At 40.8% G+C, this 20,076-nt stretch carries 20 protein-coding genes and 1 tRNA gene; 11 read left to right on the top strand and 10 right to left on the bottom strand.

What is annotated here, in order from left to right; genetic code table 11:
- The first annotated feature begins 108 nt into the window (after positions 1–108).
- The 11 genes from ACX3PU_RS04870 (at position 109) to ACX3PU_RS04820 (ending at position 10,828) form a co-directional block, all read left to right on the top strand.
- A complete protein-coding gene (locus tag ACX3PU_RS04870) occupies positions 109–1,530 on the top strand; it encodes an anthranilate synthase component I family protein (RefSeq protein WP_459083792.1) in 1,422 nt (473 codons plus the stop codon).
- A gap of 11 nt (positions 1,531–1,541) precedes the next feature.
- Positions 1,542–2,108, top strand: coding sequence for an anthranilate synthase component II (locus ACX3PU_RS04865; protein ID WP_459083791.1), 567 nt, complete (start codon positions 1,542–1,544; stop codon positions 2,106–2,108).
- A gap of 35 nt (positions 2,109–2,143) precedes the next feature.
- Positions 2,144–3,130: an anthranilate phosphoribosyltransferase gene (gene trpD, locus ACX3PU_RS04860; protein WP_459083790.1), complete on the top strand. Its 987-nt coding sequence runs from the start codon at positions 2,144–2,146 to the stop codon at positions 3,128–3,130.
- Between the two features lie 8 nt (positions 3,131–3,138).
- Positions 3,139–3,912, top strand: coding sequence for an indole-3-glycerol phosphate synthase TrpC (trpC, locus tag ACX3PU_RS04855; protein ID WP_459083789.1), 774 nt, complete (start codon positions 3,139–3,141; stop codon positions 3,910–3,912).
- A 1-nt stretch (position 3,913) separates the two neighbouring features.
- Positions 3,914–4,540, top strand: coding sequence for a phosphoribosylanthranilate isomerase (locus ACX3PU_RS04850; RefSeq protein ID WP_459083788.1), 627 nt, complete (start codon positions 3,914–3,916; stop codon positions 4,538–4,540).
- A complete protein-coding gene (trpB, locus tag ACX3PU_RS04845; protein ID WP_459083787.1) occupies positions 4,527–5,708 on the top strand; it encodes a tryptophan synthase subunit beta in 1,182 nt (393 codons plus the stop codon). Before ACX3PU_RS04850 ends, trpB begins: the two co-directional genes overlap by 14 nt.
- A gap of 29 nt (positions 5,709–5,737) precedes the next feature.
- Positions 5,738–6,520: a tryptophan synthase subunit alpha gene (trpA, locus tag ACX3PU_RS04840; protein WP_459083786.1), complete on the top strand. Its 783-nt coding sequence runs from the start codon at positions 5,738–5,740 to the stop codon at positions 6,518–6,520.
- Between the two features lie 193 nt (positions 6,521–6,713).
- Positions 6,714–7,556, top strand: coding sequence for a hypothetical protein (locus ACX3PU_RS04835; RefSeq protein ID WP_459083785.1), 843 nt, complete (start codon positions 6,714–6,716; stop codon positions 7,554–7,556).
- Positions 7,557–7,825: 269 nt separating this feature from the next.
- Complete coding sequence (locus ACX3PU_RS04830) at positions 7,826–8,911, top strand: SGNH/GDSL hydrolase family protein (protein ID WP_459083784.1); 1,086 nt, start codon at positions 7,826–7,828, stop codon at positions 8,909–8,911.
- Positions 8,912–8,938: 27 nt separating this feature from the next.
- A complete protein-coding gene (locus tag ACX3PU_RS04825; RefSeq protein ID WP_459083783.1) occupies positions 8,939–9,190 on the top strand; it encodes a hypothetical protein in 252 nt (83 codons plus the stop codon).
- A 30-nt stretch (positions 9,191–9,220) separates the two neighbouring features.
- Entirely contained in the window at positions 9,221–10,828 is a 1,608-nt protein-coding gene (locus tag ACX3PU_RS04820; RefSeq protein ID WP_459083782.1) for a Na+/H+ antiporter, read from the top strand.
- A gap of 246 nt (positions 10,829–11,074) precedes the next feature.
- Here ACX3PU_RS04820 and ACX3PU_RS04815 read toward each other — a convergent pair.
- From ACX3PU_RS04815 to lepB, 10 genes are all read right to left on the bottom strand, one after another.
- Positions 11,075–11,148, bottom strand: a tRNA-Asp gene (locus ACX3PU_RS04815).
- Between the two features lie 127 nt (positions 11,149–11,275).
- Complete coding sequence (gene trxA / locus ACX3PU_RS04810; protein ID WP_459083781.1) at positions 11,276–11,593, bottom strand: thioredoxin; 318 nt, start codon at positions 11,591–11,593, stop codon at positions 11,276–11,278.
- Positions 11,594–11,659: 66 nt separating this feature from the next.
- Positions 11,660–12,838, bottom strand: a complete 1,179-nt coding sequence (locus ACX3PU_RS04805) for a cysteine desulfurase family protein (RefSeq protein ID WP_459083780.1) — start codon at positions 12,836–12,838, stop codon at positions 11,660–11,662.
- An 88-nt stretch (positions 12,839–12,926) separates the two neighbouring features.
- Positions 12,927–13,514: an HAD family hydrolase gene (locus tag ACX3PU_RS04800; protein ID WP_459083779.1), complete on the bottom strand. Its 588-nt coding sequence runs from the start codon at positions 13,512–13,514 to the stop codon at positions 12,927–12,929.
- A gap of 30 nt (positions 13,515–13,544) precedes the next feature.
- A complete protein-coding gene (locus ACX3PU_RS04795) occupies positions 13,545–14,438 on the bottom strand; it encodes a decaprenyl-phosphate phosphoribosyltransferase (RefSeq protein ID WP_459083778.1) in 894 nt (297 codons plus the stop codon).
- Between the two features lie 120 nt (positions 14,439–14,558).
- Complete coding sequence (locus ACX3PU_RS04790) at positions 14,559–15,257, bottom strand: OmpA family protein (RefSeq protein WP_459083777.1); 699 nt, start codon at positions 15,255–15,257, stop codon at positions 14,559–14,561.
- Positions 15,258–15,288: 31 nt separating this feature from the next.
- Positions 15,289–15,765, bottom strand: a complete 477-nt coding sequence (locus ACX3PU_RS04785) for a lipocalin family protein (RefSeq protein WP_459083776.1) — start codon at positions 15,763–15,765, stop codon at positions 15,289–15,291.
- A 160-nt stretch (positions 15,766–15,925) separates the two neighbouring features.
- Positions 15,926–17,662, bottom strand: a complete 1,737-nt coding sequence (locus tag ACX3PU_RS04780) for a S8 family serine peptidase (RefSeq protein ID WP_459083775.1) — start codon at positions 17,660–17,662, stop codon at positions 15,926–15,928.
- A gap of 12 nt (positions 17,663–17,674) precedes the next feature.
- Positions 17,675–18,292, bottom strand: a complete 618-nt coding sequence (locus tag ACX3PU_RS04775) for a WbqC family protein (protein ID WP_459083774.1) — start codon at positions 18,290–18,292, stop codon at positions 17,675–17,677.
- Between the two features lie 75 nt (positions 18,293–18,367).
- A complete protein-coding gene (lepB, locus tag ACX3PU_RS04770; protein ID WP_459083773.1) occupies positions 18,368–20,032 on the bottom strand; it encodes a signal peptidase I in 1,665 nt (554 codons plus the stop codon).
- Positions 20,033–20,076: the final 44 nt, after the last annotated feature.

The raw sequence follows: 20,076 nt of genomic DNA, 5'->3' as shown, positions 1-20,076 counted from the left end.
GTCTTGAGCCTTATTCTTTTGTGTAAAAACTATAGTTAATCCAAAATACTAAGAAGACTTTGACGGAATGTTAAAGTCTTTTTTTATGTCTAAAATCTTTGAAATCCAATGAAATTCACTCAAACAATAAAACTTCAAACTCACGTAAAGACCCAACTATCAGACCTTTATACCCCTATTGGAATCTATCTTCGTCTTCGCGATCAATTTCGAGATACGATTCTTTTGGAAAGTGCGGGAAACCAAAACGCAGAGAATAACTATTCTTTTCTTGCTGTGAACGCCATTGCCGGAATTGAAATTAAAAACCAACAGACAGCCCATGTAAAATTTCCACTAGAAAACTCTCAGACTCTACCCATCGAGAATGAATCTCTTACGGAGATTCTCCACTCCTTTTCAAAGGTCTTTCACTGTGAAGAGCCCAATCTGGAAATTGGAAAATCTGCGCAGGGGTTCTTTGGCTATACCTCCTACGATGCCATCCCTTTCTTTGAATCGATTCCCTTTAGGGAAAGAGAAGAGCCAAATGGAGTTCCGCTTCTACGTTACCGTTTGTACCAATACGTAATTGCGATTAACCATCACACGGATGAAATGTTCTTAATTGAGAACAAAATAAAAGGGTTAAAATCGGAATTGTCCCTACTCGAAAATTTAATCCAACAAAAAAATGCGCCGGTTTTTCCGTTTAAGAAAAGCGGTCACGAAGAGTCCAATTTAAGCGATGAAGAATTTATGTCCCTGGTCGAAACCGCCAAAAACCACTGTTATCAAGGCGACGTATTCCAATTGGTCTTAAGCAGACGATTTACACAAAAATTTCAGGGAGATGAATTCAATGTGTACCGGGCCTTGCGAAGCATCAATCCCTCTCCCTATCTATTTTACTTTGATTACGGGGATTACAAACTTATGGGATCGAGTCCGGAAAGTCAACTCATCATCAAAAACCACAAGGCAACCATTCACCCGATTGCAGGCACCTTCAAAAGAACAGGAACGATGAAAGAGGATCTAGAAGCTGCAGAGCGACTACTTCAAGACACCAAGGAGAATGCAGAACACACCATGCTTGTGGATTTAGCCCGAAACGATTTAAGCATTCTTGGAAAAAACACCACAGTCACAAAACTTAAAGAAATCCAGTTCTTTTCGCATGTGATTCACATGGTCTCTGAAGTCACCGCGGAACTTTCAAAGGATCAAAACCCCTACGAAATGATTGCCACCACGTTCCCGCAAGGAACTCTAAGCGGTGCTCCTAAATACAGAGCCATGCAACTGATTGATCGGTACGAAAAAACAGCACGAAGCTTCTATGGTGGCTGCATTGGGTTCATTGGATTTGATGGCAGTTGCAATCAGGCCATTATGATTCGAAGCTTTTTGAGTCAAAACAACACCCTTATTTATCAGGCAGGAGCTGGAATCGTAGCAAAATCCAGTGCTCAGGATGAACTTCAAGAAGTCAACAGCAAATTAGGAGCCTTAAAGAAGGCGCTTAACAAGGCGGAAAAATTAGTTTAAAAGAGATAGACATGAGAATACTAGTAATAGACAATTACGACAGCTTTACCTACAATCTGGTTCAGATCCTTGAACAACTCACCCTTGAGAAGGTGGAAGTCTTTAGAAACGACCAAATTCCTTTGCAGGACGTTGAGAAATACGATAAAATCATTCTATCTCCAGGGCCCGGACTACCGAAAGATGCCGGGAATTTGCTCGAGGTGATAAAAACCTACTCCAGTACAAAATCCATTCTTGGAGTTTGTTTAGGCCAGCAGGCTATCGCCGAGGCATTTGGCGGCAGTTTATATAATCTTAAGGAAATTTTCCACGGTGTTTCTACGGAGGCCATCCAAGTCAAAGAGCACGATCTTCTAAAGGGTCTACCTAAGTCGATTCAGGTGGGACGTTACCATTCTTGGGCTGTCAATCCAAAGGATTTACCAGAGGAACTTGAAATCACAAGTGTGGACAAAAACGGAATTCCAATGAGTTTAAAACACAAGACTTATGATCTCCACGCCGTTCAATACCATCCTGAGAGCATTTTAACGCCTGAGGGAAGAAAAATCCTAGAGAACTTCATTACCAAATAGGCTTAAAACTAACCATCAACCTAAGTCCCCTACCCATGAAACAAATACTTCAATACTTATTAAATCACAATACACTCTCGCGAGCGGAAGCCAAATCGATACTACTGGAAATTTCCCTTAACAAATTCAATGAAAATGAAGTCACCGCCTTTGTTACGATTTTTTTAATGCGAACCATCACACTAGAAGAATTGGAAGGGTTCCGTGAGGCCCTACTGATCCTTTCCACGGAAATCGAACTCGAATCCGAGGATTTAGTGGACATTGTCGGAACAGGTGGGGATGGAAAAAACACCTTTAACATTTCTACCCTTGCTAGTTTTGTCGTGGCAGGCACGGGACAAAAAGTTGCCAAACATGGGAACTACGGAGTTTCCACGGTTTCGGGGTCTTCAAATGTTCTAGAAGAACTAGGCTATAAATTTAAAAGCGATTCCCAAGGGCTAAATCAAGATTTAAACAGAGCAAACATTTGCTTTATCCACGCCCCCCTGTTTCATCCTGCACTTAAAAAAGTAGCTCCCTTAAGAAAAGGACTTGGACTAAGAACCTTTTTTAATGTGCTGGGTCCTCTGGTCAATCCTGCGCAGCCTAAACATACCCTGATTGGTGTATACAGTTTAGAAATCGCACGTTTGTATCAGTACTTATTGCAGAAGAAAAAGCAAAACTTTCTATTGGTTCATGCCCTCGATGGATACGATGAAATCTCTCTCACCGCGGACACGAAATTTTTTGACAACTCGGGAGAGTCTATTTTAAGTCCAGAGGAACTTTCCTTTACAACCCTAGCACCGGAGGCCCTTTTTGGAGGCAACAGCAAAAGACAGGCGGCCGATATCTTTAAAGGCATTCTAGAGGGAAAAGGAAGTTATGAGCAAAATGCAGTGGTGTTATCCAATGCAGCCATGGCTCTAAAAAACACACTCAAATATGGCGACTACGAAACCTGCCTGGATCTTGCAAAAGAAAGTTTAGTAGGGGGTAAAGCGCTTCAGAGTTTTAAGAATCTTGTAAACTAAATCCTACCATGAACCTATTAGAAAAAATCGTAGAACAAAAGAAAGCAGAAATCGCGGACTCAAAAAAAAGTACGACTCTTCAAGAGCTGAGGGATTCCCCTTTTTTCTCACGCGAGAAGATCTCCCTTAAAAAAACACTCAAATCTAAATCTGGAATTATTGCGGAATTCAAAAGAAAATCACCAAGCAAAGGACTTATCAATGAACATGCGAAGGTCTTAGACATTGCCCCCCAGTACGAAGCCTATGGAGCAAGTGCTATTTCCGTTTTAACAGACAAAGAATTCTTTGGAGGAAGCTTTGAAGACATCCAAAGGGTGCGTGCTTCGATTCAGATTCCCATTCTTAGGAAAGATTTCATTCTAGATCCTTATCAGATTTTTGAAACCAAAGCCTTGGGTGCTGATTTAATCCTTCTAATTGCGGCCTGCCTCTCTCCAAGCCAAGTGGATGAATTCACGGCACTTTCTCATGAACTGGGTTTAGAGGTGCTTCTCGAAATTCATACCGAAGAAGAACTGAATCATTTTACCAAAGACATCGATCTAGTAGGGATCAACAACCGCAACTTAAGCGATTTCAAAGTAAACCTTGAGCATTCTTTAAGGCTTAAAGATAGTTTACCAAAGGGAATATTGTCCATTGCGGAAAGTGGAATAAGCAGCCGCGAGGACTTTCTCTTTTTAAAAGAGAAAGGATTTGACGGCTTTTTGATGGGAGAATACTTCATGAAGCACGTGAGTCCGGGTCTTGCCTTTCAAGAATTTGTAAATCCAATTTGATATGAAACTGAAAGTCTGTGGTCTTACGCAAATAACTCAAATCCACCAGTTGGAAGAAATAAATGTAGATTTCCTTGGGTTTATCTTCTATGAGCATTCGCCCCGTTATGTTTTAAACCACTTAACCTTACAGGAGATTGCAAAAGTAAATCATCCTGCAAAAGTAGGTGTGTTTGTAAATGAATCTGTAAAAAGGGTCACTCAGATTGCAAATACGGCCAAGTTGAACTTCGTTCAGCTCCATGGTGACGAAACTATAGCCTATATAAGGGAGCTCTCAGAAGAACTAGGTACCAGAACTCAAATTATGAAGGCTTTTCGAATCTCAGGAAATGAAACCTTTTTGCAAGCCCATTTGCGTGAGCTTGCGCCACTCGTGGAGTACTTTCTTTTCGATACGGATTCAAAACACTTTGGCGGAACAGGAAAACGCTTTAATTGGCAGGTTCTAAACGAGGTTACGATTCCAAAACCCTATTTTTTAAGCGGAGGAATTTCGCCAGAGAATCTAAGTGAGTTACAGATGCTAAATTTAAGCCCTTTTGCACTAGACATCAATTCAAAATTTGAAACAAAACCAGGGTTCAAAGACCTTGATAAAATTAAAAAATTCTATGAAAACTTATAAAAACCCAGACGCTGAAGGCTACTACGGTGAATTTGGAGGCGCTTTCATTCCCGAGATGCTTTACCCCAATGTAGAGGAACTAAAGAACCGATACTTAGAAATCATGGAGTCTAAAGAATTCCAAGACGAGTACCAAGAATTATTAAGGGACTATGTAGGTAGAGCAACTCCCCTTTATTTCGCTAAAAATCTAAGTGAAAAGTACCAGACACAAATCTATCTTAAGCGTGAAGATCTAAACCACACGGGGGCGCATAAAATCAACAATGCACTAGGGCAAGCTTTGCTTGCAAAAAAACTGGGTAAAAAACGAATTATCGCAGAAACCGGTGCCGGACAGCACGGCGTGGCGACGGCTACTGCTTGCGCCTTACTGGGATTAGAATGCATCGTGTACATGGGAGAAGTGGACATGCAGAGACAGGCCCCTAATGTCGCTCGAATGAAAATGCTCGGCGCAAGCGTGACGCCCGCTACTTCGGGTTCAAAAACCTTGAAAGATGCCGTAAATGAAGCGCTTCGGGATTGGATAAACCACCCGACCACCACGCACTACATCATTGGGAGTGTGGTAGGACCTCATCCCTTCCCCGATCTCGTGACTCGATTTCAAAGCATCATCTCTAAAGAAATAAAGTCTCAACTTTTGCAAAAAACCGGAGCTGAATCACCCGATTATGTGATTGCGTGCGTGGGAGGTGGAAGCAATGCAGCCGGAGCGTTCTATCACTTCGTAGACGACAAAGAAGTTAATTTAATTGCCGTAGAGGCAGGGGGATTAGGTACCGATTCGGGGAAGTCAGCAGCCACAACAGCCTTAGGAACCTTAGGGGTACTCCATGGAAGTAAAAGTCTCGTAATGCAAACTAGCGATGGACAAGTGATCGAACCCTACTCTATTTCCGCAGGTCTCGATTATCCTGGAATCGGACCTTTTCATGCCCATCTTTTTAAAGAAAAGCGTGCACAGTTTTATGGCATCAAGGATCAAGAGGCACTTAAGGCCGCCTTTGAACTCACAAAACTCGAAGGCATTATTCCTGCCCTAGAGAGTGCGCATGCCTTGGCGGTTTTAGAAAAAATAGAATTTAAGAAAACCGATACCGTTGTCATTTGTCTTTCCGGACGTGGGGACAAAGACATGGAAACTTTTCTTAACCACCTTTAAAAATCAATCGCAACTACAATTAGAAACCCATGAATACAACGAATAAAAATTTAAGCAGCAAGGAGGATCCTTCCCCAACGAAACAACTGAATCTCTACTTTACAGCTGGAATTCCGCAATTACAAGATACTACGCAAATTCTAAAACTACTTCAAGACTCAGGTGCGGACCGAGTCGAAATAGGAATGCCCTATTCTGATCCTGTCGCAGACGGACCGGTGATACAAAAAGCGCATGAACTTGCCTTAAAAAACGGAATGACCATTCAAATTCTACTAGATCAATTAAAATCTGTAAAAGAGCAAATTCATATCCCCATCGTATTAATGGGCTATATCAACCCTGTTTTAAGTTTTGGTTTCGAACGCTTTTGTAAGGCGTGCGAAGAATCTGGAGTCACAGGACTCATCATTCCAGACCTACCCGCATTCGAATTTGAAAAAACGTACCGACCCTTGATAGAGAAGTACGGTTTGGAATTCACATTTCTTGTCACTCCTGAAACGCCAGTGGAGCGAATCCAATATTTGGATTCGCTTAGTTCTGGCTTTTTGTATGCGGTTTCAAGTTCTTCCACTACAGGAAATTCAACTAAAAACATAACAAACGAATCCTATTTGAAAACCCTTGCGAGTTTAGAATTGAAGAATCCCGTGATGATTGGGTTTGGAATCCAATCCCAAGAGGACTTTCAAAAAGCGACCCGATTTTCTCAAGGAGGAATTATTGGGACTGCACTTGTTAAAATCCTACTTGAAAAGGACAATTGGGAAGAGAAGGCCAAGCGATTTGTTCACGGTATTAAGGCGTAAAGAACCTTTTGTTCTACTTTCAATTGGAAGTTAATTGAAAAAAGGGAAGCACTTTCTTATTGCGTATAATTTTAGAATCCGATTTTCACAAAGTTTGAAAGAAGGAACTCCCTGTTGAATTTTTGGAACAATACTTGTTTCAAAAAAAACGAATTCGATCCCATTTCCATCATTAATGCCTAAATATCCTATTATGAAAAAATTCCTTCCTGCCCTTAGTACTGCAGTTCTTCTTTTCGCTGCTCCACATGCCAATGCGCAAATATTCAATCGCATAAAAAGCGCGGTTAGTTCTAAAGTAGAGAATACAGTAGACAAAGTCCTCGAGGGAAAGAGCAAAACTACGGAACAAGTGGGTTCCGCTAGCCGTAAGGCAGAGCGCAGCTCATCCGATATTTTCGCAAATGCGGATAAAAATTTCCATTTTAAAACGGCAACCACGATAATTTTTGAAGATGATTTTTCGAAGGATCCATCGGGACGTATGGCACTAAATTGGAAAACGAGTGGTAGTGGTAGCGTCTCTAGTTTACCAGACCATAGTGGAAATTGGTTGCTACTAAAAGAATTCACTAGTTACAAGTTGAAAAGCAATACCCCACTACCTGACAACTTCACCCTAGAATTTGACATTGCTACTAGCAGTAATACCGGGGCCAAAGATTTGCAAGAACTCAAATTTGGCTTCGCGCACGACAACGCCATAAACGCATACATAAGTGATGCCTATAATGACAATGCTATCACTTCAACTTCAGTCCACTATTGGAACAAAGAAATCACCAATTCGAGTAGCGATACAAAAATTTATAATACGATCGAATTTCCTTTAGCGCAATATGCAGTGGGAACTATGCATGTTTCCATTGAAGTCAAAGGTAAAATGATGGCTGTTTACCTTGATAAAGTAAAGGTTTTAGACACGGAAATGTTCCTACATGATTCCGAAAAAAAATACTTTTACATTAGCACTGGAACTGAACTAAGCAACGATGCTAAAATCGGAATCAGCAATTTTAAATTGGCAAGTTTCTAATATTGCATTTTAAATCGTTTTTCGAGAACTCTATTTTGGCTATAGTATGGTTGTGCTTTATAACGCTGCAACTCTATTTTTAAATTGTACTTTAATACTGTTAATAGACAATCGATACCGGAAGATTATACGCGTATGCAAGGACGGTTCTAATCTTCATTCCTTTGATACTTTCTACTATAAAGGAACTAATGAAGGTTAATTTTTAGGGATAGATTGCGAAATAACTAAATTTTTTAAGGTAATTTTACCCTAGAAAATTACATCCGGTGAAACATCTAAAATTATTACTCTTCCTTGGTCTTGCCATCCTATGCAGTTGTAAGGCCGTACCAAAGTCCAACCCCGAGTTACCCATTAACTTTCACGGGCGAACCGAGCTATTTACTCCCTACAAAGCGAATCTTATAGGTCCCGCTTCTATTGCTGAATTTGAATTTAGCGGCAAAGAGACCACTGTGCAGCTTGGTTCGTACCACAGTCACGATTACGTCAACTTAGAACTCGATGGAATCTACAAAGGACGATTCCGCGTTGAAGCGGGAGCGCCTAAAGATTTCGTCATTAAGGCCGATCAAGCGGGAAATCATTCAGTTAAGCTTTACAAAGCCACCGAAGCCAACAAAGGTGCCCTCTTATTTGACGCCTCCAAGACCCCAAACCTATCTCGCGAAATGACGATTTCACCAAAGAAAAGAATTGAATTCATTGGAAATTCCATTACTTCTGGAATGGGGAACGACTTAACGATTCCTTGTGGTCAAGGGGAATGGTTCGATCAACATAACGCCTATTTTTCTTACGGTCCAATTTTGGCTAGAAAACTCGATGCCGACTTTTTATTAAGTTCAGTATCTGGGATTGGAATCTATCGGAATTGGAACGACGAGCATTTGAACGAAGCCATTATGCCGGACGTCTACAACAACCTATACCTAATCCGCGAAAACCAAACCCCATTTAATTCTGAATTCCAACCTCACCTTGTTTCCATTGCCTTAGGCACAAACGACCTCTCCGGGGGAGACGGTCAAAAATTCAGACCTCCCTTTAGCCAAGATAAATTTGTAAAGTCCTATACCGAATTCATCCATATGCTTTACAAGCGATATCCTAACACGCGAATCGTTCTTTTAACTAGTCCAATGATTTCTGGAGAGCAGAATACCGTTCTAAGGAATGCTTTGGATAAGGTCAAAAAGAACTTCGAAAACGATACAAGCCACAAACCCATAACAGTATTCGAATACCAACCCATGACGCTCAAAGGGTGCGGCAATCATCCAGCAATCGAAGAAGACCAAACGATGGCCCGGGAATTATATCCCTTATTTAAAAAATTGCTTGAAGATTAGCGCTTTGCGGATACACTTAAAGTAGAATTGGGGAATCGAGTAAACACCACTTTCCAAAAAGCCGATTTTGTTACAGATGATTTGTCCTTAATAACGGTAGAGGGTATCCTTATGGCAAACGCCTTACATTTTGTGAAAGACAAAGAAAACTTAATTAAAAAATTAGAAAAAAACTTTAAGATTGTAACAAGGTTTATTATCGTTGAATATGAACAATACACCAAAAATGGGGGAATTAAAATCAGTTTATGGAGGATTGATGTACGCCTGTTTTTGTGAAAAAACTTCAGAATAAAATTAATATAGCTTATGCACCACACTTTACTATTGATACTTAGTTTATTGTTTGTTATATTCCTTTTGGTAATGTTGGCACAACGTATCAAAATTGCGTATCCTATTTTCCTAGTTATAGCAGGTTTAGGAATCAGTTTCATTCCCAATATTCCTCAATTGCACCTTGACCCTGAGCTGATATTTTTAATCTTCTTGCCACCGCTATTATACGAAGCGGCTTGGTACACTTCGTGGAACGACTTTTGGAAATGGAAACGCCCGATTAGTTTATTAGCTTTCGGTTTGGTATTTTTCACCTCTATGGTGGTAGCTTATGCTACATCATCTCTTATTCCTGGCTTTACATTGGCATTGGGCTTTTTATTGGGTGGCATTGTTTCACCACCTGATGCCGTAGCGGCAGCCACAGTTTTAAAAGGAATGAATGTTCCTAAAAGAGTGATGACGATTTTGGAAGGTGAAAGTTTGGTAAACGATGCTTCCTCTTTGATTGTTTTCAAATTTGCTTTATTAGCCATTCTTACCGGGACATTTTCAATGCAAGAAGCTGTAGGACAATTTTTCTTAGTGGCCGGAATGGGGATTGTAGTTGGACTTGTAGGGGCACATATCATGTATGTTATTCATCGCTTTTTACCTACAACACCTGCTATTGATGCAGCACTTACGGTAATGACACCCTATATTTTGTTTTTGGCGGCAGAACAATTTCATTTCTCAGGTGTGATGGCAGTGGTGAGTGGCGGCTTATTTATGTCATATCGTGCACACGAAATTTTCAAAACAGGAAGCACCAAAATGAATATGCTTGGCGTGTGGACAACATTGATTTTTGTGATGAATGCATTGGTGTTTGTTTTGATTGGTCTGGAATTACCTGAAATCATCGACGGGCTGGGCGACTATTCGATTGCTGATGGAATCAAATATGGATTAATTGTAAGTGCCATCGTAATAGTATTGCGCTTTCTTTGGGTATATCCTGCGGCACATGTTCCCCGGTGGTTGAGTGTCAAAGTCAGAAAGGATCCATCGCCTGGTTGGAAAGGTCCGCTAATTATTAGCTGGGCAGGAATGCGAGGGGTAGTATCCTTAGCAACAGCACTGTCTATCCCACTGCTGATGACAGACGGTACGACTTTCCCGCAACGCAATCTGATCGTCTTCATTACATTTGTAGTCATCTTTGTTACCTTGGTTTTTCAAGGTTTGACCTTACCATTTGTTTTAAAATTCATAAAACTAAAAGAGATAGACAACTTAATTCCCGAAGAAGAACAACAAGTTGGTATACAATTAAGATTGAATAATCTTGCATTAAAATTGTTGAACGAACGATACGCTGATTACCTATCAGAAAATGAATTAGTGAAATTTTACAAATCCAATTTAGAAACCGACATGAGTAACATGGGACTACAATTACACTCATTAGAATGTAAAGAATCTCAGCAAAGAGAAATAGACGCCTATCACAAAATTTTACTAGACACCTATGCATTGCAACGAACAGAGCTATTTCTACTACGTAAAGAAAAGTTTTTTAGTGATGAAGAAATCAGAAAAGCCGAATTGCAATTAGATTTGAATGAATTGAAAATTACGGGAACAGGACATTAATTATGAATGCTGCAACTCATTATAAACTAAAACATTTTATTCTTTATCCTTTGGATGAAACATAACAATATCAAAATGTTGATTTCATCCGTAATTCCTAATAGCAGCTTCTCGCGTAGAATTAATTTTGGCTTTTTTTAAACAGAAAATTAAATTAGAGATCTTGTACATTTCATGACAGATAAAACAAAAAAAGCTTTAAAACATACGTTTTAAAGCTTTTTGTACTACTGTGAATTGTAGTTGCGATCCGGACGGGATTCGAACCCGCGACCTCCGCCGTGACAGGGCGGCATTCTAACCAGCTGAACTACCGGATCAAAAAAAACAAAGAACTTCTTTCTTTTTGGTGAGTGCAAAAATACAACTTTTACCGTACTTTACAAACTATTTCTGAAAAAAATGCCTTCCGTTTTGGAAGGCATTCATTTTCAAGGAGGTTAATTTCTATAAGTGAGCAGAAAGCTTTTCTGCAATTAGCTCTTTTGGAGCTACTCCTACTATTTTGTCTACGACTTCTCCATTTTTGAAGATTAGTACGGTAGGAATGTTACGGATCCCATAATCCACAGAAACCTGCTGATTATTGTCTACATCTACCTTTCCAACCACAGCCTTTCCTTCGAATTCTGCAGCTACTTCTTCGATGATAGGTCCTAGTACTCTACATGGACCGCACCATACCGCCCAAAAATCGACCAACACAGGTTTATCGGAGTCTAATACAGCTTCTTTAAATGAACTGTCTGTAATTTCTAATGCCATAACTTCTATTTATTTCTTAATTAGTTCTACAAAAGTACTAAATCTATTGATATAGTCCCTATAGAATCATCTATGTTCTACATTCGTTTTTTCTATTTTCGAATGCTCAAAAACACCCTGTAGAGCCTCTACAAAATAATCGATCTCGTCCTGAGTAGTTAGGTGACTGAAAGACACTCTAAGGGGCGTTGTGGACTCTAATTCCTCATCGTCGAGCAGCATCATCATAACCATAGAAGGTTTAGAAGCACCTGAAGAACATGCGCTTCCTTGAGAGACTGCAATTCCTTTCATATCTAACTCTAAACCAATCAAAGGATTTTTGAATGGCAAGAGTAGACTGAGCACTGTATAAAGGCTTTTGTCTGAATCGGCCGAATACCCATTGAATTTCACACCGGGAATAGCCTTTTTAAGCTTTTCTACGGCGTAACTCTTAATCATGGTCATATGACTCGAGTAATCCTCTAAGTTCTCCATACAAAGATCTAGGGCTTTCCCTAAACCCACAATTCCTATTACATTTTCAGTTCCTGCGCGCAGTTCCCTCTCTTGGGTTCCTCCAAGAATCATCGGACGCAAACGCGAAGTCTTTTTCACGTAAGCAAAGCCAGCTCCTTTCGGTCCGTGAAACTTATGTGCACTGCAAGAGGCAAAATCGATATTCATTTTCGAAAAATCTAAATCTAAGTGCCCTACTGTTTGAACTGTATCCGAATGAAAATAGGCATCGTATTTTTTGCATACTTCCCCTACCGCTTGTAGATCAAGCAAATTACCAATTTCATTATTGGCATGCATAAGAGAAACGAGCGTCTTTTTATCAGAACCTTTTAAAGCATTTTCTACGGACTCCACACTAATCTCGCCGTTAGAGTCAGGTCTTAAGTAAACTACCTCTACTCCATGACGAATTTTCGCATCGCGAATGGCTTCTGCCACACATTTGTGCTCCATCGGCGAAGAAATGATTCGGGTGACGCCCAAATGAGCCACACAGGATTGAATAATTAAATTATTGGATTCGGTCCCACAAGAAGTGAAAATAATTTCACCCGGGAGTACTTTGAGGTACTGCGCCACCTTACGACGCACACCCTCAATTAAAGATTTAGCTTCCTGTCCTACACTGTGAGTTGAAGAAGGGTTTCCGTATTGTTCTCTCATGGCACTTACCATGGTTTCAATGACTCGTTCATCAAGCGGCGTGGTCGCTGCATTGTCTAAGTAAACTTTCGTTTTCATTGCCTATTTCTGGTGGTTCTAATTCGTGTATCTAATTTCTAAACCCTACCTAAGTAGTAGAGTATTAGGCGTTTTTAACTCCTGCAAATTAATGAAAAAATTTGAAATGACTCTCAGATGCAAACCGAAACATCGCTTGATCCCCCAAAGAATCTCCAAACGCAATCACCTTATCGTATTTTCGATTCTCTAGGAAATTTTCGAGCCGGTTTACTTTCTCCTTTCCGTTGCAGTTTTTAGTTTTAAACTCTCCTAAGTAGACTCCGTTTTCATACAACATTTCCGTGGAAAGCAGTTCCATATTCCAATGTTTTGCAAAGGGCTGTGCCCATAAATCCAAACTCGCGGTCACGAGAACAGAATCCACAGATTCCCTGGGAATAGACTCGATAAATTCAAGGGCAGCATCTCGGATTAAACTCGGGTATACCTCTTCAAAAAATGCATTTGCAGCTTGTTCGAGCTTCTGCTTCTTCTCCCCTTTTAAGACAGCGTTCACAAAGCTTCTTTTCACAGGCTGAGCTTCCAAAAGTTTGATTTTCAATAAGAAAAACAGAGGCAAATGCTTTAGATATGCCCAAAAATAACGAGAGGAGTTGTAAGACCTAAGAAAAAGAAAAAGAGTGTCCTTCTTCGTGAGGGTTCCATCAAAATCAAAGCAGTAAAGTTTTTTCATCAAATGCAATTAAGGGCTAATAAAATCCAATTAGAGCTTATAATAGATTAGTAACATGAAGGAAACAATCCAAAGCAGAACGGTAAGTTGAATGAATCGATCCTTGTAAATCACCCGTGTAGGAGATTCTGTTTTGTTGTAAACTAAGGTTTGTTGCAAATAACGCAAAAGAGCAAACACCACAAAAATTACTGTATAAAAAACTCGAGATCCAAATTTCTGCTGCACCTCGGGGGTCACGGTAAACATAAGATAACTTACAATGGCAAGGGTAACAGAAATGGAGAGCGCAATGTCTGCAAATTGTACGTTATACCCGTCTAAGGAACGCCTTGTAGTCCCTGAAATTTGAGCATTGATTAATTCCCCTCTGCGCTTTCCAAAAGCGAGAACGAGTGCTAAAATAAAGGTCAATAGAATGGCCCATTGTGAAATAGGGATTCCTGTCGCATACCCTCCTACTAGAATTCTCAGAACAAAACCTAGAGATACGAGACAGACATCGACAATGGCTACATGCTTGAGAGTAAAGGTATAGGCTATATTCATCACCCAATAAAAAGCAATCACTCCCACCACTTCCCACAAATGGAATTCAGTTCCTAAAAAGAAATAAGCGCTCACTAACAGCAGCAAAACAAGGGCAATTAAAGCAATTAAAATCCCTCTTGCTTTTGATTTAGAAATCGCACCGCTGGCAAGCGGGCGATGCCTTTTCACCGGATGTCTGCGATCCGATTCAATATCAGAATAATCGTTTACAATATAGACACTACTCGCGGCAAGGGAAAAAAGAACAAAAGCAAACACGCTATAAAGCACGAGCCTTAAATCAAAAATATTTCCGGAAAAGAAAAGAGGCAAAAAAACAAAAAGGTTCTTCACCCACTGCTCCACTCGTAGGAGCCTGAAAATGTTCGTCATGGTTAGCAGAAATCAAGGCAAAAATAGGAATTTTTACCTTAATGTTTTTTCACCACCTCTAAAATCACAAAACGACCGCCTCTAAGAGGCGGTCGTATGTATATTCAATATCCTTTTGGACTATTGTGCAGCTTCTTTCTGCGCGTCCAAAATCATGTCTTCGTTTGCAGTAATTGCAAATTCCACACGACGGTTCTGCGCTCTACCTGCATCGGTATCGTTCGTTGCAATAGGCTCTTGTTCTCCCATTCCCATTGGGAATAGACGATTCGAGGCAACTCCAGTGGAAACTAGATACGATTTCACAGAGTTCGCTCTACGCTCAGAAAGTTTCTGATTGTAATCATCCGTTCCTTTGCTGTCGGTATGACCATAGACATTAATGTTCGTATCCGGATTGTTCTTAAGAACTTGAGATAGTTTGTCAAGGTTCATTTTTGCAGCAGAAGTTAAATTGGAAGAGTCAAATCCAAAATTAACAATACTTTCTGGCATCGACACACGAATACCGTCTCCTACACGCTCTACTTCAGCGCCAGGCAAAGTTTGTTCAATTTCTTTGGCTTGCTTGTCCATTTTGTTTCCAATCACGTTTCCGACCACGCCTCCTATAACACCTCCGAGCACTGCCCCTTGAGGAGCTCTACCTCCTTTTCCGATGTTGTTTCCTAGGACACCTCCAAGAACTGCACCTGCCGCCGCTCCGATGGCCGTGCCTCTTTGTTGGTTATTGGAATTCTTAACAGCCTCACAGCTGCTTAGCATTAGCGCTGTAGAAAACAATAACGCTCCTACACTGGTTTTATTTAGTACTTTCATAATCTAAGATAGTTTGATTTATTTCTATTTTTTAATTGGATACTTTCTGAAATTGGTATACAACTTTCACTAAGTTGCCTTCAAAAGGTACATTTTGCTCAAGTGTGAAAGCATTTTCTCCTTGGTCCACTAAACTTAATTGATAGCCTTCGGTTACGGTTTTTGCTTTTTCACCTTCGTTGATTTTTTTGAACTGGAAAGTAGATCCTCCTACCACTTCGAACTTAATCGGCTGTGTAAAGGTTGGACAATTCTCACCTCCGTTTAGGCTATAGGTACCCGAATAATTATTCGGTACCAAATGCCAGGTACTACCTACAAAGCACTGCGCATCCGCACCGTCGTCAAACGGACGTACTTGAAGCGATTTGTCATAGTTTACACTGGTAATTTGCCAGTCTCCTTTTAATTGTAAAAATTCTTTGCGGTTGTCTTGTGCCACTTTCGCTGTAGAACAAGAGACACTCAGTGCCGCGCCTACAATTCCTGCTATAATAAGGTTTTTCATAATGTTTGTATTACTTGGTAAAGATACATTCAAAACTGTGCCAAGACGCACACAATCCCCAATTAAAATGTTTCAAAATTTCCACTTGAAAAGATTTCAAAACGAAAAAAGCGACTTTCTGTTGAAGGAAAGCCGCTAGTAGGGTCTTAAAAAAAAATCTCTAAGATTTACTTTTCATGGGGTGCTTTTTCATCGTTGGGCTTTTTTGAACGCCCGCTTTTCTGCGTAGATTCTTCGAGTCTGCAGAATTCCCTTTGTAAAATTTCGTGAAGGCATATTCCGCTGCTTTGGCGACATCAATTACCCCGCCGGCTCTAGAAATGCTATCAAATTTGTTTGTTTCACCATTTGGAAGCATCGCATTTCCTTTGGAAACATTGACTGTTTTTACAAGCGATTCTATTACTTGTGCAGGGGTTAACTCGGGCATATAAGCTAGCAAAACCGCAGCGGCGCCGGCTACCACGGGCGAGGCCATAGAGGTCCCTTGCAAATATTCGTATTTTCCATCAGGTACGGTCGAGTAAATTTGTTCTCCCGGTGCAAACACATCCACCATTTTGGCATTGTAGTTAGAGAAACCTGCTCTAAGCGCATCGCTTGAATTGGTACTTGCTCCCACCACAATCATATTGTCTACAAAGGCCGTAGAATCAGTTGCTTTTTTAAAATTCGTGGGATAGTACGTATGCACCTGAATGTCTTCGTTTTCATTTCCTGCAGCTTTGACCAAAAGAACTCCTTTGTCTTGCGCATATTGGAAAGCTTCCCAAACATGCTCTTTGCCGGGTGAGACTGGTTTTCCAAAACTCATATTGAGAATCTTGGCTCCGTTGTCCACTGCGTAGCGAATGGCATTCGCTACATCTTTATCTCTTTCGTCTCCATTTGGAACCGTTCTTACGCTCATGATTTTAGCGACTTTGTAAGCCACTCCATACTGAGCCTCTTGCCCTTGGGGAAGTCCTGCAATAATTCCGGCTACATGCGTACCGTGCTCGGCATCCGGTCCTTCGTAATGGTTGTTTCCATACACGCGCTGATTGTAATTCTCATAATCATCTCCCACAAGCTCTTTTCTTGGATCAAAATCAAGATTGTATTGCTTCTTGGCTTGAGGACCGTAGTAATCTACCGCTTCTTTAATTTGTGCGGAAAGAACGCTCTGTACTTCCTCTCCAGATTTCCCTGCTAAAAGGGGATCTTGCGAGGCTCCAAGAAGCAGTTGCTTTGCCATGGCCTCTTCTTGAGACGAAGGCACGATTGCAGCTAGAACTTCGGGCGTTAATTTCTTCCCGTCTAAAAGCTTAATTGCAGAAGGAATTAGCGCTTGAATCCGAGCGTAATTCGCATAGCCTTGCTGCGCGGTGATTGATTTTTCGTTAAAGATGGTTTTGCTCTTAAGATAGGCGGCAAATTCCTCTGGCATTTTGGCTTGGTTTGCCTTGTTTTCACTGGAGTTTTCTCCTTCAAAAATAGGTTTGTACTTTTTAACCATGCGCGTTACCTCCATGTTGTCGACATCGACGTCGCCGGTTTTATTGCCTAAGAAATTCCATCCATGCACATCGTCGATGTATCCATTTTTATCATCGTCGATCCCGTTTCCAGCGATCTCTCCAGAATTGGTCCAAAGGTTCTTTAAAAGGCCAGGATGATCCACCTCAACTCCGCTATCAAGAACGCCTACGACCACAGAAGTGGGCTTAAGTCCTTTTGATTCTAAATAGGTGTACGCATTTTGGGAATTCACTCCGTAAACTTGGGAGCTTGCAAAGTCCATATGGTACCAAGTTTTTAGTTCTTTTTCCTGCTGGGCAGCCTGAAGGGAATCAGACTGTGCAGAGACAAAACTAAGTCCGGCTAGAAAACTAGCTGCTATAATTATTCTTTTCATTCTTTTATTTTACTATTCATTAGTCGTTTTAATATAAAGGGAACTCTCAGGTCCGAGATTACAAAGCAAATCTAGTACCGAGAGATCATTTAAATACCCTAATTTATCACTAAAGGTCTGATAATAGGGTCTATTTTCAAAGCGAGAAGGCTTTTTTGCACTAAACTCCGAACGCAGATCCTTACCTAGGATGCTTTTCTCATAGTGCTTTGAGAGTTCAAGCGGTTTCTCTTCTTTTAAGAGTTCTAGAATCAGTTCTAAGGCTCTTAAATTAAAAAGCAGAAGGCTGGGTTCCTTCTTTTCGTACAAAGTCTGTAAGCGGTCTTCGTAAAACTCAAAATAAGCGGAACTCTGGTAGGCCGTTTTAATCGACTTCCAGTGCAGGGCTTGCCAGTCTTCTGCGTACGAGATTTCAATATCGCGATAAACCCGCGCACCTGTATGGCGAATCGGAATAATTAAGGGTAGTTTTCCGTTGGCACCGTAGATATGTGCGCGATTTCTAAAGGTCTGTTTCGGGAAATTCTCAAATGCTTCTAGAAGGACCAAAGATTCCGGTTTCAAAAAAGAATGAAACCAAGAAATCGGCGGCAAATAAAATACGGGCATTAGGGAGTGGCTATTCATCATCTATCTATACGTAAAAAAGTGAGAAAATTACCCTTTAGGGCTCTTTTCTCACTTGGTTTATTAAGAACCTAGGGGTTAGTCTTCTTTTTTCTTTCGAAAGAGTTTCACGAAATAATCCCAACCGAAGAAAAGGACTAAAAGCAGGGCGGCTACCCATGCGTAGGAGGTTTTATGCAGCTCTCCCGTGTTGCTCGCTTTAAACATTCGATCCCAACGAATCTTCTTGCCATTGGCTTGGTAAGAAGAGCTCTGATCTGCAAACAGTCCTTCGACACTAAGCCAGGTAAACATCGGTTTTCCCACAATATGGGTCTCAGGTACATACCCGAAAAAACGAGCATCTAAAGAGGCATCGCGATTGTCACCAATCATCATGTAGTAATCGTATTTCACCGTGTAGGTGGACTCAGGTTTTCCGTTGATGATAAATTTCCCGTCTTTTTCTTCTAAGGTATTGCCCTCGTGTTTTACGATAAGCTTTCGGTACTCTACAATATTCTCTGCTGTCAAATTCAAAACTTCACCTTTGTAAGGAATTTTGAGTGGACCGTACCAATCTACATTCCAAAGCTTACCAAAAGGGAATATCGTGTTTGAATAATTCACTTTCGAACTAGGCACCAGTTCACCCGCCTCCATCGATCGTGGCATATCCGGATAATAACTAATTTCGTGCTCTCCTTTAGGTTCCACGATTTCGTCCATTTTGACCACTTGTGGCATTTGCTTAAGTTCCTTTGCAAGAGATTCGGTTAGACCTTGGAAACGATAATAAAAGCCTCCCTGCAATTGCTGCTCAACCACAGGCAAGAATCCGTATTGGTCGTACAGCGCCGGAATGTTTAGCTGTGAGCTCGTATATAGAGTGTAAGCATGTTGCACCTGCGCATCCCCCATTCGAACTTCTGGTTTCCCGTTGATATATAAGCGGCCTGCACGAAATTCCATCGTGTCCCCAGGACCTGCCACTAGACGTTTCACATAAGGATCCTTCCGATCAATTGCAACGTGCACAGAGTCGTCAGGATAATTGAAAACGACGATGTCATTTTTCTTTGGCTTTTCCCAACCTGGTAAACGAAGGTAAGGAAGATCAATAGCCTCTACGTACGATTTAGGATCGTCAATCGGATTGCCTTTCTCTCCCGTATCCATAATGGTTCCTTGCAAGAACGGAATGGCTACAGGTCGCATGGGCATACGGAATCCGTAATTCAGTTTGTTGACAAACAAAAAGTCTCCCACGAGCATTGTACGCTCCATGGAACCGGTTGGAATCCCAAACGGCTGCGTAATAAACACGTGAATTATAGTGGCAAACACGACGGCAAAGGTCACGGATCCTAAAAACGTTTCTTTTTTCTGATTGCTTGGCTCTTCGCCTGGAAGAAGAAACTCGGGTTTCTCTTTTTGCGAATCTTTTGAATAATTGACAAGCGCTAAATACACAAAAGGAAGAACGACACATAAAATTCGTTGTCCGAAGCTTCGTTTTCCAAAAAGGCCCACTAAATAAAGATGAAACACAGACATCATAATGGGACCTACAATAGGCAAATACGAAAGTAGGCACCACCAAGTAGAATGTTTAGACTCCTTTAAAATCAGATAATAATTATAAAAAGGGACAAACGCAAAAATGGGTTTGTATCCCAATTTTTGGAAAAGTTTCCAGGAAGAAACTCCCATAAGAAGAGAAAGAATAAGTACGTATAACGCGTAGATCAGAAAATAGTCCATAGTCTTTTGTATGCCCTTGGGCTTTTCAAATTAGTTAAATCCTT

The organism is Chryseobacterium sp. A301 (genome assembly GCF_054489425.1).
Note: the sequence above shows the minus strand (reverse complement) of the source record. Positions and strands in the feature narration are given on the sequence as shown.